Origin of the sequence: Streptomyces sp. NPDC020801 (assembly GCF_044334385.1) — a bacterium.
Lineage (GTDB): Bacteria > Actinomycetota > Actinomycetes > Streptomycetales > Streptomycetaceae > Streptomyces.
On record NZ_JBIRST010000009.1, the window covers coordinates 281355 to 294556 of the forward strand.

The 13202-nt window shown below is 73.4% G+C and carries 13 protein-coding genes; 7 read left to right on the forward strand and 6 right to left on the reverse strand.

The genetic code is table 11. The features are described 5' to 3' along the window. Positions 1-32: 32 nt before the first annotated feature. Positions 33-1022, reverse strand: coding sequence for an alpha/beta hydrolase (locus ACH4UM_RS21060; protein ID WP_398181275.1), 990 nt, complete (start codon positions 1020-1022; stop codon positions 33-35). A 298-nt stretch (positions 1023-1320) separates the two neighbouring features. Here ACH4UM_RS21060 and ACH4UM_RS21065 point away from each other — a divergent pair, with 298 nt between their 5' ends. The 7 genes from ACH4UM_RS21065 to mshD all read left to right on the forward strand — a co-directional run bounded on the left by ACH4UM_RS21065 (position 1321) and on the right by mshD (position 8466). Beyond that, positions 1321-2112, forward strand: coding sequence for a response regulator transcription factor (locus tag ACH4UM_RS21065; protein ID WP_398181279.1), 792 nt, complete (start codon positions 1321-1323; stop codon positions 2110-2112). Between the two features lie 115 nt (positions 2113-2227). Further along, a complete protein-coding gene (locus ACH4UM_RS21070; RefSeq protein WP_398181282.1) occupies positions 2228-3250 on the forward strand; it encodes a LacI family DNA-binding transcriptional regulator in 1023 nt (340 codons plus the stop codon). A gap of 123 nt (positions 3251-3373) precedes the next feature. Then, the gene (locus tag ACH4UM_RS21075) at positions 3374-4555 is read left to right on the forward strand and encodes a S1C family serine protease (RefSeq protein ID WP_398181285.1); all 1182 of its coding nucleotides are present in this window, start codon (positions 3374-3376) and stop codon (positions 4553-4555) included. Between the two features lie 120 nt (positions 4556-4675). After that, the gene (locus ACH4UM_RS21080) at positions 4676-4906 is read left to right on the forward strand and encodes a hypothetical protein (RefSeq protein WP_398181287.1); all 231 of its coding nucleotides are present in this window, start codon (positions 4676-4678) and stop codon (positions 4904-4906) included. 98 nt (positions 4907-5004) lie between these two features. Next, complete coding sequence (locus ACH4UM_RS21085; RefSeq protein ID WP_398181290.1) at positions 5005-5739, forward strand: response regulator transcription factor; 735 nt, start codon at positions 5005-5007, stop codon at positions 5737-5739. Continuing rightward, positions 5736-7214 carry an ATP-binding protein gene (locus tag ACH4UM_RS21090; RefSeq protein WP_398181293.1) on the forward strand — a complete coding sequence of 493 codons (1479 nt, stop codon included), beginning with the start codon at positions 5736-5738 and terminating at the stop codon, positions 7212-7214. The genes ACH4UM_RS21085 and ACH4UM_RS21090 overlap by 4 nt, the downstream gene beginning before the upstream one ends. 331 nt (positions 7215-7545) lie before the next feature. Then, the gene (gene mshD / locus ACH4UM_RS21095; protein ID WP_398181296.1) at positions 7546-8466 is read left to right on the forward strand and encodes a mycothiol synthase; all 921 of its coding nucleotides are present in this window, start codon (positions 7546-7548) and stop codon (positions 8464-8466) included. On the opposite strand, the gene ACH4UM_RS21100 is transcribed toward mshD, so the two are convergent. From ACH4UM_RS21100 to ACH4UM_RS21120, 5 genes are all read right to left on the reverse strand, one after another. Then, positions 8423-9112: an ABC transporter gene (locus ACH4UM_RS21100; protein ID WP_398181439.1), complete on the reverse strand. Its 690-nt coding sequence runs from the start codon at positions 9110-9112 to the stop codon at positions 8423-8425. The genes mshD and ACH4UM_RS21100 overlap by 44 nt on opposite strands. A gap of 20 nt (positions 9113-9132) precedes the next feature. Beyond that, a complete protein-coding gene (locus ACH4UM_RS21105) occupies positions 9133-10716 on the reverse strand; it encodes an ABC transporter permease (RefSeq protein WP_398181299.1) in 1584 nt (527 codons plus the stop codon). Next, positions 10713-11576, reverse strand: a complete 864-nt coding sequence (locus ACH4UM_RS21110; protein WP_398181302.1) for an ABC transporter ATP-binding protein — start codon at positions 11574-11576, stop codon at positions 10713-10715. The genes ACH4UM_RS21105 and ACH4UM_RS21110 overlap by 4 nt, the downstream gene beginning before the upstream one ends. A 106-nt stretch (positions 11577-11682) precedes the next feature. Continuing rightward, entirely contained in the window at positions 11683-12564 is an 882-nt protein-coding gene (locus ACH4UM_RS21115) for a zf-HC2 domain-containing protein (protein WP_398181304.1), read from the reverse strand. Then, complete coding sequence (locus ACH4UM_RS21120) at positions 12561-13112, reverse strand: RNA polymerase sigma factor (RefSeq protein ID WP_398181307.1); 552 nt, start codon at positions 13110-13112, stop codon at positions 12561-12563. Before ACH4UM_RS21120 ends, ACH4UM_RS21115 begins: the two co-directional genes overlap by 4 nt. Between the last annotated feature and the right edge of the window lie 90 nt (positions 13113-13202).

Here is a 13202-nt window from a genome sequence, read left to right on the forward strand (position 1 = left end):
CTCGAGTCGACTCGGCAATGAACAGGTTCAGGCTAGCCCGCCCGTGCGAGGACCCAGCGCGCGATGCGGTGCAGCAGCTCGTCCGCGGCGGCGTTCTCGGCGTGGCCCATGCCGGGCTCCAGCCAGAGTTCGCCGTGGTCACCCGCGGCCTCGGCCAGCATCCGGGGGTGGTCGAGGGGGAAGTAGCCGTCCCGGTCGCCGTGCACGATCAGCAGGGGCGTCGGGGCGATGCGCGGGACCGCCTCCACCGGGGAGAGGGGGACGGGGTCCCACTCCCGGTGGTGGATCCGGGTGCGCAGCCCGTAGCGGCTCAGCAGGCGGCCCTCGGGGCGCATGACGAGCCAGTGGAGCCGGCGCATGGGGGCCGTGCCCCGGTAGTACCAGCGGGCCGGGGCGCTCACGGAGACGACGGCGTCCGTCAGCGCTTCCGCGCGCCCCTCGCCCTCGGAGACCCCGGCGCCCTCCACGCCCTCCACGCCCTCCACGCCGGCAGCGGCGCCGTCGACGGAACCGGCGGCCGTGCCCTCCGCGCCGTGGAGGGCCCCGTGCCGCAGCACCACCGAGCCGCCCATGGAGAAGCCGACGGTCGCCACGCGCGCGTGCCCGAAGCCACGTGCCCACGCCACCGCCGCCGCCAGGTCGAGCACCTCCCGGTCGCCGACCGTGGAGCGCCCGCCGGCGGCCCCGTGGCCGCGGAAGGAGAACGTGACCACGGCCCCGTACCGGGCGAACACCTGTGCCACCCGGCGCACGTGCGGCCTGTCCAGGTCCCCGGTGAAACCGTGTGCGATCACGAATACGAAGTCGTGATCGTGATCGTGGTCACGGTCGTGGCCTTGGTGACGGCCGTGGCCGGGTGCGGCCGCGCCCGGCTCGTATACGGCCGCGGCAGGTTCGTATACGGCGTCGATCGCAACCCCGTCCGCCGTGCGGAGGAAGGCCCTGACACGTGTACGTGGAGCCGTCTCAGACTCCGGGACGATCGCCGAACGCGTCACACGACCTGCCGAACCCGAGCTCATGTCGGCTATTCTGCTGTGAAGAGGACTCGGGCAGCGAAGCCCCCGGGTCCTTTTGTGCTTTCGGAAGCGTTGTATACGACGCGGGGAACCGCAGGTGTACGGCGCAGTCGACCGCATAGTGGCTCGTGGGGGCTCTTTGGAGGCCCCGGGGCCGCAGCGGGTCCCAGGGGCGCGGGATTCGCACCACCGTACGAGGCAGTGCCGCAAACGTCCTCGCAGGGACCGAGGAGGAACCAGACGTTATGGGCGAGCGAACCGTGCACGAACGTATGACGACGACCCAGGCAGGTGGGGCGCGATGAGTTCTCTGCTGCTCCTGACCAACGCCCTCCAGCCGTCGACGGAGGTGCTTCCCGCCCTCGGCCTGCTGCTGCACAACGTGCGGGTGGCTCCGGCGGAGGGACCAGCACTGGTCGACACCCCGGGTGCCGACGTCATCCTGGTCGACGGGCGGCGCGATCTGCCGCAGGTGCGCAGCCTGTGCCAGCTGCTGCGCTCCACCGGACCGGGCTGTCCGCTGATCCTCGTGGTGACGGAGGGCGGCCTCGCGGCCGTCACCGCCGACTGGGGCATCGACGACGTGCTGCTCGACACGGCCGGACCCGCCGAGGTGGAGGCCCGCCTCCGCCTGGCCATGGGCCGGCAGCAGATCGTCAACGACGACTCCCCCATGGAGATCCGCAACGGCGACCTGTCGGTGGACGAGGCGACCTACAGCGCCAAGCTCAAGGGCCGGGTGCTGGACCTCACCTTCAAGGAGTTCGAGCTCCTGAAGTACCTCGCGCAGCACCCGGGCCGCGTCTTCACCCGCGCCCAGCTGCTGCAGGAGGTCTGGGGCTACGACTACTTCGGCGGCACCCGGACCGTGGACGTCCATGTACGGCGGCTGCGCGCCAAGCTCGGCCCCGAGCACGAGTCGCTGATCGGAACCGTCCGGAACGTCGGTTATCGATTCGTTACTCCTGAAAAGGTGGAGCGTGCCGCGGACGAGGCGAAGGCCAAGGCGGCCCGGCCAAAGCCGGACGATGCGGACACCGCGGCCCCTCCTGCCGCGACCGAGACCCGGGCCGAGGCCCGAGCGGAGGCCTAGGACGGGCCGACGGGGCGTGCGGACGCTCAGTAGTCATTGCGTCCGCACATCCGAGCGCCCATCCAAGCTCTGATACGCCCTGCCCGGAGCGGGTCCATCCGCGTAGACTCCGCGCGTGGCCAAGGTGACTCGGGACGACGTCGCGCGACTGGCAGGGACTTCCACTGCCGTCGTCAGCTATGTCATCAACAACGGACCCCGGCCGGTCGCCCCGGCCACGCGCGAGCGTGTCCTCGCCGCGATCAAGGAGCTGGGGTACCGGCCCGACCGGGTCGCCCAGGCCATGGCGTCGCGGCGCACGGACCTGATAGGCCTGATCGTCCCGGACGCCCGCCAGCCCTTCTTCGGGGAGATGGCGCACGCGGTCGAGTGGGCCGCGGCCGAGCGCGGAAAGATGGTTCTCGTCGGCAACTCCGACTACGTCGGCGAGCGCGAGGTCCACTACCTGCGCGCCTTCCTCGGGATGCGGGTCTCCGGCCTGATCCTGGTCAGTCACGCGCTGAACGACCTGGCGGCCGCCGAGATCGAGGCCTGGGACGCCCGGGTGGTGCTGCTGCACGAGCGGCCCGAGGCCATCGACGACGTGGCCGTGGTCACCGACGACCTCGGCGGCGCCCAGCTCGCCGTGCGGCATCTGCTGGAACACGGCTACGAGTACGTCGCCTGTGTGGGCGGCACCGCCGACACGCCCGCCGTGGGCGACCCGGTCTCCGACCACGTCGAGGGCTGGCGGCGCGCGATGGCCGAGGCCGGCATCTCCACGGAGGGCCGGCTGTTCGAGGCGCCGTACAACCGCTACGACGCCTACCAGGTCGGCCTGGAGATCCTCTCCGGCCCGAACCGCCCGCCGGCCGTCTTCTGCTCCACCGACGACCAGGCGCTCGGCCTGCTGCGGGCCGCGCGGGAGCTGCGCATCGACGTACCGGGCGAGCTGGCGGTGGCCGGCTTCGACGACATCAAGGAGGCGGCGCTCGCGGATCCGCCGCTGACGACGGTCGCCTCCGACCGGTCGGCGATGGCCCGGGCGGCCGTGGACCTGGTCCTGGACGACGGGCTGCGGGTCGCCGGGTCGCGGCGGGAGCGGCTGAAGGTGTTCCCGTCCCGGCTGGTGGTCCGCAAGTCCTGCGGCTGCGCGTAGCCTCCCCTTCCCGGGCGGCTCCCTGGCCCCCGGGCGGCTCTTTATATCGGGCATACGAGGTTCTGTCGGGCTTCTCAGCGGGGACTCAGGAAGCTCTCATGATCGCGGGACACTCTCTCTGTCATGACCGAGAGCATCCGCCGCAGCGGCGACTACCAGTACCCCCAGGGTGACGGACAGACCCCGGCTGCTTTTCCCGCGCAGCCCGCGGATCAGCAGCATGCCTCGACCCCGGTGAACCCGGAGTGGCCGCCCCCGCCGGCGTACGCTCCCGCACAGCCCTTCGCCGCGCAGCCGGGCACGTACGGCGGCGGGCGGGGCGGATACGGATACGGCGACGGCGCCGGCATCGGGGGTGGCGGCACCGGCGGCGGCACCGCTCTGCTGCCGGCGCTCCCGGCCGAGCCCGCCCCCCAGCCGGCGCCCGCGCAGGACAAGCGGGCCAAGGGACCGATCGCGCTGCTCGCCGCCGTGGCGATCGCCGCCGCGGCCGTGGGCGGCGGCACGGCGTTCGCGTTCCAGGAGCTGACCGGCAAGGACACGGTCGCCTCCAGCAGCACCAGCACCAACGTGGTGCCCTCCAGCCAGCGGGGCAGCGTCGCCGCGATCGCCAAGGCGGTCAGCCCGAGCGTCGTCGAGATCACCGCCGCCCTCGGCAACGGCACGTCCACCGGCTCCGGTGTGGTCATCACCAGCGGCGGCGAGATCGTCACCAACAACCACGTGATAGCGGGCGCCTCGTCGATCAAGGCGCGGACCAGCGACGGCAAGTCGTACACCGCGCGCGTCGTCGGCACCGACAGCTCCAAGGATCTCGCCCTGATCAAGCTGGAGGGCGCCTCCGGCCTGAAGACGGCGGCCCTCGGCAACTCCGACGGTGTGGCGGTCGGCGACCAGGTCGTCGCGATCGGCTCCCCCGAGGGCCTGACCGGCACCGTCACCAGCGGAATCGTCTCCGCGCTCGACCGGGACGTGACCGTGTCCACCGACGAGAGCCAGGGACAGGGCCAGGGCGGGGACGGCCAGTGGCCGTTCCAGTTCGGCGGCCGCCACTTCAACGGCGACACCGGCTCCTCCACCACCACCTACAAGGCGATCCAGACCGACGCCTCCCTCAACCCGGGCAACTCCGGCGGCGCGCTGATCGACGGGAACGGCAACATCGTCGGCATCAACTCGGCGATGTACTCGGCCACTTCGAGCTCGGACTCGTCCGGCGCCGGCAGCGTCGGCCTCGGCTTCGCCATCCCGATCAACACCGTCAAGGCCGACCTGGCCAAGCTGCGCTCCGGCTCCCAGAGCTGAGACCCGCCACCGGACGGGCGGGCGACCCCAGGGGCATCGGGCGACGGCCGAAGCGACGACAGGCGACGACAGGCAGCAGCAGACGACGGGCAAGAGGCGGCAAGGAAGAAGGAGTACGTCATGATCCAGCAGGTTGTGCACGAGAGGTCCGGGACCGTCGACGCGACGCTGCCCGCGGGCGTCGCCCCGCCCCTGGCCGTCGCCGGGGAACTCCACAGCCCGGCGAACGGCCCGGCAGACCGTCCCCGGGATGTCGACACCGCCCCCCAGCTGATGGGCCTGCGCACCTCCGCCGAGCGTCCCCACCGCCACAGGGTGCCGCTGAAGCGGCTGACGGCGATGGCCACGTGAGCACTGGCGGTCTCCACCCCGCAGCCGCAAACGTGCGACGCTGAGAGCGTCCCGACCGGGACCGGCCGGCCCCCGAGGAACCCGAGGAACAACGAGCGATGAGCCCCGCCGATGGCGACCGTGACCCCCAGCGCATCCTGATCGTCGACGACGAGCCCGCGGTGCGCGAAGCACTCCAGCGCAGCCTCGCCTTCGAGGGATACGACACCGAGGTCGCCGTGGACGGCGCGGACGCCCTGGAGAAGGCGACGGCCTACCGGCCGGACCTGCTCGTCCTCGACATCCAGATGCCGCGCATGGACGGCCTGACGGCCGCCCGCCGCATCCGCGGCGCCGGCGAGACCACCCCGATCCTCATGCTGACGGCCCGCGACACGGTCGGCGACCGGGTCACGGGTCTGGACGCCGGCGCCGACGACTACCTGGTCAAGCCCTTCGAGCTGGACGAGCTGTTCGCGCGTATCCGGGCCCTGCTGCGCCGCAGCTCCTACGCGGCCGCCGTGGCGGGCGCGGCCCAGGAGGACGAGGCACTCGCCTTCGCCGACCTGCGGATGGACCTGGCCACGCGCGAGGTGACGCGGGGCGGGCGGCAGGTGGAGCTGACCCGCACCGAGTTCACCCTCCTGGAGATGTTCATGGCGCACCCGCGCCAGGTGCTCACCCGTGAGCAGATCCTCAAGGCGGTCTGGGGCTTCGACTTCGAGCCCTCCTCCAACTCCCTGGACGTCTACGTCATGTACCTGCGCCGCAAGACCGAGGCCGGTGGAGAGCCGCGTCTGGTGCACACCGTGCGCGGGGTGGGGTACGTCCTGCGACAGGGCGGCACGGAGTGAACAAGGTCGTACGCCGGTTCCGCTCCCTGCCGATCCGGTCACGGCTGGCCCTGCTGGTGGCGGCGGCGGTGGCCTTCGCCGTGGCTGCGGTCTCCGTCACTTGCTGGTTCATCGTGCGGGGGAGGCTGTACGACGAGATCGACGGCCGGCTCGCGAGTTACGGCAGGGTGACCACCGCCGCCACGGCGACGCAGCTGGCCGCCAACTGCACGCAGACGACGGACGGCTCGGCGGGCGACATGCAGCGCTCGTTCCTCTACCTGCAGTTGGTGACGTCGCAGGGCAAGTTCTGCGTGGACCCCCGGTCCGAGGGCGCGATCAAGGTCACTGGCCTGGACAAGAAGGTGGCCGCCGCCCCCGATGTGCGCGAGCGCACCTTCCACACCACCACCGACACGCAGGGCCACAGCGTCCGGGTGATGACGGTCGCCGTCCCGCTGGGCCCCGGCCCCGCCGCGGAGGCCTACCCGGGCATCGCCTTCATGCTCGGCCTCTCCCTCAAGGACACCGAGAAGACCCTGAACGACCTTGCGTTGCTGCTCCTCCTCGTCTCAGGCATAGGGGTCCTCGGCGCCGGCGCCGCCGGTCTCGCGGTGGCCCGCGCCGGTCTGCGCCCCGTCGACCGGCTCACCGAGGCGGTCGAACACGTGGCCCGCACCGAGGACCTCGGTATCCGCATCCCCGTGGAGGACGACAGCGAGGACGAGATCGCCCGGCTCTCCCGCTCCTTCAACTCCATGACCTCCGCCCTGGCCAGCTCCCGCGAGCTGCAGCAGCAGCTGATCGCGGACGCGGGCCACGAACTGCGCACCCCGCTCACCTCTTTGCTCACGAACATCGAACTGCTCACCCGCAGCGAGGAGACCGGCCGTCCGCTCCCGGAGGCGGACCGCAAGGCGCTGCTGGCCTCGGTCAAGGCCCAGGTGACGGAACTGGCCGCGCTCATCGGCGACCTGCAGGAGCTGTCTCGTTCGGAGGGGCAGCGGGGCGAGCGGCTCCAGGTGGTCGCGCTGCACGACGCCGTGGAGGCGGCGCTGCGCCGCGCCCGGCTGCGCGGTCCGGAGCTGACCATCACGGCGGACGTGGGCCCCTGGTACGTACGGGCGGAGCCGTCCGCCCTGGAGCGGGCGATCGTCAACATCCTCGACAACGCGGTGAAGTTCAGCCCCGAGGCCGGCACCATCGAGGTCGTCCTCGACCAGGGCGTCCTCACCGTCCGCGACCACGGCCCCGGCATCCCCGCCGACGAACTCCCCCACGTCTTCGACCGCTTCTGGCGCTCCCCCAGCGCCCGCGCCCTGCCCGGCTCGGGCCTCGGTCTGTCCATCGTCGCCCGCACCGTCCAGCAGGCCGGCGGCGAGGTGTTCCTCTCCGCGGCCGAGGAAGGCGGCACGGTGGCGACGGTACGACTGCCGGGCGCGACCACACCACCACCGGAGGGGCCGTACGGAACGGGCGCCCGAGGTCAGTGGTGACTTTGCACGCGAGATCAGCGGCCGGTCGCACATGGTCCCCGCGATCTCAGCCGTCGGTCGCAACGGCTCTCGCGACCTTGCCGTCAACTCGGCTCGGGGCAGCAGGTGCCGGCGGCGGCCCGGGCCGTCGCCGGCCGCGTCGTTCGCTTCTCGGCATGGAGAAAATTGCCGGGCCCCAGGGGTCAGGAACGCAAATTCCGCCCGGATCCCGATCGATTGGGAGCGAAATGAATTCTCGGGAAGTTCGCGGAATCGAAGGCGTATTCATGCAGAATTTATTACGCGTCCCACCCGGAATTCATTCAGGGAAAGGCACGGTACGCTCATACGCATGACCAGCGACGACACCGCACCGATCGCCCGCTCCCTCGAGACTCGCTCCCAGCTCTCCCCGGACCAGGCCCAGGCCGTGCTCGACCTGCTGGCGGAGGCCGCCCGCGAGGACGGCCAGCAGGCGGTGTCCGAGCAGGGCCGGCTGCAACTGCGCGGGGGCGCCCGCGAGGGCGTGTCCCATCTGCTGCTCAGCGTCGACGGCGAACTCGTCGGCTATGCCCAACTGGAGGACACCGACCCGGTGGAGGCGCCCGCCGCGGAGCTGGTCGTCCACCCGGCGCGCCGGGGGCACGGACACGGGCGGGCGCTCGGCTCGGCGCTGCTGGCCGCCTCCGGCAAGCGGCTGCGCGTCTGGGCGCACGGCGGGCACTCCGCCGCCCGGCATCTCGCCCAGGTCCTCGGGCTCACCCTCTTCCGTGAACTGCGCCAGATGCGGCGGCCGTTGACGGACCTCGACCTGCCCGAGCCGACGCTGCCCGAGGACGTGACGGTACGAGCCTTCGTCCCCGGCCAGGACGATGCCGCGTGGCTCGCCGTGAACGCGGAGGCCTTCGCCCACCACCCCGAACAGGGCTCCCTCACCCAGCGGGACCTCGACGACCGCAAGGCCGAACCGTGGTTCGATCCGCGCGGCTTCTTCCTGGCCGAGCGCGAGGGGCGGCTGATCGGCTTCCACTGGACCAAGGTTCACCGGGAGGAGCACCTGGGCGAGGTGTACGTCCTCGGTGTGCGCCCCGGCGCCCAGGGCGGCGGCCTCGGCAAGGCCCTCACCCTGATCGGCCTGCGGCACCTCGCCGGGCAGGGCCTGCCGACGGCGATGCTGTACGTCGACGCCGACAACAAGGCGGCGGTGTCGGTCTACGAGCGGCTGGGCTTCACGACGTACGAGACGGACCTGATGTACCGCACGGAGACGTGACCGGGGGGCGGGCCTTCAGGGGCCGGCGGCTCAGGGGCTCCGGCGTGCAGGTCACCCACACGAGCCCGGCCACCCCCAGGATCACCGCCCACCACTGGTGCGCCACCGCCCAGTTCGGGTCGTTCGGCGGTACCAGCAGGCTCCACCGGCGCGGCAGGAGCAGCACGGCGACCGTCAGGGTGAGCAGCGCGACCGCCATGCCGGTGCCGGGCGAGGGCTCCGCTCGGAAGCGCACCGAGGACGCAGCCAGGGCAAGTGCGGCCCCCGCGGTCGCGGCGGCCTCCAGGGTGACCGCGCCGAGCGGGGGGCGGGCCGCCGCCGGCAGCAGGAGCAGCGTGGCCGTCCACCACGCCGCCAGCAGGGGCGCGACCAGCGCCAGGCGCAGCCCGGCCCGCACGGGCCGCCGCACCGGTACCGCCTCCGTGGTGGGCCGGGCCGGGTCGTCCAGCAGGAACGCGAGCCCCAGCCCGCCGACGAGCGCCACCAGCCGCAGCAGCACCAGGCCGAGGGCCGCCTCCCGCGCCTGGCCGGGCAGCAGCCGGGAGCCCCCGGCGACCAGCAGTCCCAGCCCGCCCGCCGCGCCGAGCGCCCGCCACGGCAGCGAGCGCCACACCGGCCGCAGCAGAGCCGCGGTCACCGTCCACATACCGCTGCCGGCCCCCGGGGTCACTCGCCGCACGAGTCCTCACCGCCCGTCCCCTTCGCCGCGGCCGGTACGCCCAGTACCCGGGCGGCCTGTGCCGTGGAGATGCCGGGAGCGGTCAGCTCCGGCCAGTGCGCCTTCACCGCCGCCGTGACGGACGGCCGGGGACGGTTCAGCAGCTCACGCACGACGTTCGTCTGTTCGGCGCTCATCATCAGGCCGGAGGTGGGGCTCAGCACGTACGCGCCGCCCTCGGTGCTGTCGTCGAGCCGGACGTCGCGCAGGGTGGTCATGGGCCGGGGGTCCGCGCCCAGGACGAGCCACATGATGGTGACGGCCCGGCCGTCGCACACCTTCGCGCCCGCCTTCTCGTCACCCGCCACCAGCACGGAGGCGAGACCGACCGCGTACTCCGGGATGCGGTTGCCGCCCCAGCGGGTGCCGACGGTGACGGTGTCCGGCGTGGTCAGCGGGTCGGTGGAGGAGTCGGAGTCGAGGCCGTAGCGCGCCTCGACGCGCTGCCGTACGGTCAGCCGGCGGCCGGTGGCGGTGCCGCCCGCGAGGGAGCGGACGCGCTCGGTGGTCCGCGCCCAGGCGCCGGTGCGGCCGGTCCACTCGGGCAGGGCGCAGTACGTCGTGGCGCCGCGTGCGGTGCAGGACTCGAGCTGCTCCGGGGTGTCGGACAGCCGGACGCGGGCCGGCTGGAGGGCGGCGGACGGGTCCGGGGACTGGCCGGCGATCCCGGCGGCCGTGGCGGCGAGCGCAACGGCGGTCACCGCCTTGATGCGGGCGGTGCGGCCGCCGCTGCGCAGCAGCGCGGCGCACACGAGGGTGACGACGAGGCCGGTCAGGTAGAGGGCGTGCCAGGCGGCCGGGCGGCCCACCAGGGCGGAGGGGACCGGGTCGGCACCGGCCTCCGTCACGACCGGGGCCAGCCAGCGCGACCAGTGGACGTTGTCCGCGAACACCCAGAAGTACATGGTGGCCACGTACAGGGCGACCGTGAAGAGCGGGGCGGCGAAGGCCGAGGGGATCAGGCGGGCCAGCAGTACGCCCGCGACGCCGCACAGCAGCACCGTCAGCGGGGCCACGGCGAGTTCGAAGAAGGAGCCGTGGCCGACCGCGCCGGGCTTCAGCGCCGCCCAGCCGAAGCGGACGGCGACGACCAGGCCGGTGAGCAGCGCGAACGGGACGACCGAGAGCGTGTGCGCCAGCGTGCGCCGCCACGGTTCCATGACCAGGGTGGCGAAGTAGGGCTCGGTGCCCCGGCGGCGGGAGCGGCGGGCGGCCCTGTTGGCGCAGACGAACATGGCGAGGCCGAGGAGCATGGCACCGCTCTGGGTGGCCCGGTCGGCGTCCTGGAGGGCCGGAAAGTCGTCCATGCCCTCGTGGCCGGTGAGCTCGTGCCAGCCCGGGTGGCCGGAGAACATCCGCCAGGCCGTCGCGGCCGTGTACACCAGGAAGAAGACCAGCACCAGGATCTGCTGGAGCAGTTCACGGGCCTCGAAGCGGGCCAGGGCGAGAACGGCCCGCGCCCGGGGGCCCTCGGGGGCCGCCACGGTGACCACCGGGGCGGCCGCGGGCACGATCGTCGTGTTCGTCTTCATCGGGCCGCCACCTCCGCCCCGCTGCCGTCGAGGGTGAGCAAGTAGCCGTCCTCCAGGGTGGGTTCCAGGAGGTCGGCACCTTCGGGCGGGTCGCCGACGTTGCGGAAGACGCCCGTGCCGGTACGCCAGCAGGCGCGCGCCCCGGGGTCGCGTTCGGTGCTGCTCCAGACCCGGCCGGCTGCCCGGGCGGTCAGTTCGGCGGGGGTGCCCTCGAAGCGGACGCGGCCGTGCGCCATGACGACCACGCGGTGGCAGAGCATCGCGACGTCCTCGGTCTGGTGGGTGGACAGCAGCACGGTGCGGCCCTCACCGGTGCGGCTGATCAGGTCGCGAAAGCGCATCCGCTGCTCGGGGTCGAGGCCCGCGGTGGGTTCGTCCAGGACGAGGAAGCGGGGGTCGCCGACGAGCGCGGTGGCCAGGGCGACCCGCTGCCGCATACCGCCGGAGAGCCGCTTGAGGCGCCTGCCGCGTACGTCGGCGAGGTCGGTCGCCGCCAGCACGCGCCGCACCTCGCGGTGGCGGGCGGCGCGGTCGGTGAGCTCCTTGAGGATCGCCACGTAGTCGACGAACTCGAACGCGGTGAAGTCCGGGTGGAAGCCGGGATTCTGCGGCAGGTAGCCGAGCGCCCGGCGCACCGCCAGGCGGCCCGCGGCCGTGCCCGGGTCGTGGCCCAGCACGGTGAAGGCGCCCCGGTCGGCGGGCACGGCGGTGGCCAGCACCCGCAACAGGGTGGTCTTGCCCGCCCCGTTGGGCCCGAGCAGCGCGGTGATGCCCTCCTCCAGCCGCAACGACACGTCGTCGAGGGCGGGCGTGCCCCCGTAGCGAAGGGTGATTCCGGAGGCGGAGACGGTGACGGTCACGAGGTGCTCCCGTACGAGGGGTCGAAGAGGAACGGGGGGACGAAAGGGGCGGCCGGCACGGGGAGCCTCCCGGGCGGCTGATCGGCGCGGGCAGAGGCCGTGCGGTTCACGACGGGCTCCCCGGGGAGTAGCCGGTGAAGGACGCCGGTGCCGAGTCGAAGCGGTCGCGCAGCACGAACAGCAGGCCCGTGGCGAGAGCGGCCACCGCGGCCGCGGCGGCCTGGCCGGCCGCGGTGAACGGTGGCAGCGGCGCGTCCCCGTGCCCGGTCGCGGCCGCGGCCAGCAGGAACCCGGCCCACCCCGCGCCGGTCAGGGCGGGCGCGAGGACGGGACCGAGCCGGGGCATGAGCGCGAGCCCGGTCGCGGTGAGGGCGAGCGCGGGCAGCAGCCAGGCCAGCGCCCGCAGCCCGTAGCCGGGCAGCGCGAGGGTCGCCAGGCCGTTCAGGCCGAGCCCGACCACCAGCACGGCGACCGTACGCAGCAGCACCAGCCGGAACCCGTGCAGCGGGGCGACCACGGCCGTCTCGTACGTCGGGTCGAGCGTGGGCCCGTACGCCAGCGCCACCCCCGCGAGCGGCAGCAGCGGGGCCAGGGCGAGGAACAGGGTGGGCGAGTGCGGCGCGCGCAGCGTGTCGGCGGCCGCCGCGGTCATCACCAGCACCGCGGTCACCGCCAGCAGCCAGGACCGGCGCAGCAGCGGCGTGGCGGCCAGCAGCCGCGCGGTGTGTTCGGCCATCCCCAGCCGCACCAGCAGCCCTTCGAGCAGCCCGGGACGCGGCGCGTCCAGCTCGGCGTCCAGCCGCTCCCAGCCCGCGTCCAGCGCCGTCGGGTCGGCGAGCGCGGCGAGCCGGGCCCGGCACCCGGCGCACCCGGCGAGGTGCGTGTCGGCGGACCACAGCAGCGGTGGGGCCAGCTGCCCGCGGTCGTACGCCCGCAGGTCCTCCTCGGTCACGTGCCAGGCCCTACGAGGATCCGTCCCGCCGCTCATGCCAGCGCCTCCCGCAGTTGCTTGCGGGCGCGCAGGGCCCGCGTCTTGACCGTGCCGGCCGGAATGCCGAGCAGGACGGCCGCCTCCCGGGTGGTGAGCCCGTCGATCACCGTCGCCTGCAGGACCGCCCGCAGCTCCGGCGAGAGCCGGGTGAGGGCGCCCGCGAGGTCCCCGTGCTCAACCCCGGCGAGCACGCGTTCCTCCGCGGACGCCTCGTCGCGGTGCCGCAGCCGCGCCAGCGCCTGCCGCAGCCGGCCGCGCGCCCCGTCGCCGCGCAGCGCGTCGATCAGCCGCCGCGCGCCGATGCGCCACAACCAGCCCGCCGCGTCCTGGGCGTCGCCCACCTCGCGGTAGCGGGCCTTGCCCCGCCAGATGGCGAGGAAGGTCTCCTGGACGACGTCGTCGACCAGCGCGGGATCGGCACAGCGGCCGCGCAGCCGGGCGGTCAGCCACGGGGCGTACCGCCGGTACAGCTCCTCGAAGGCGCGCCGGTCCCCGTCCGCCGCGATGGCCCGCAGCAGCTCCCCGTCGCTTCTTGTTGTGCTCACGTCTCCTCATCGGACGGGCGGGGCCGTTCGGTTCACCCGCCGGCGCTTGACTTTCCAGGACCTATTCCACCACCCTTTCACTACTCAATT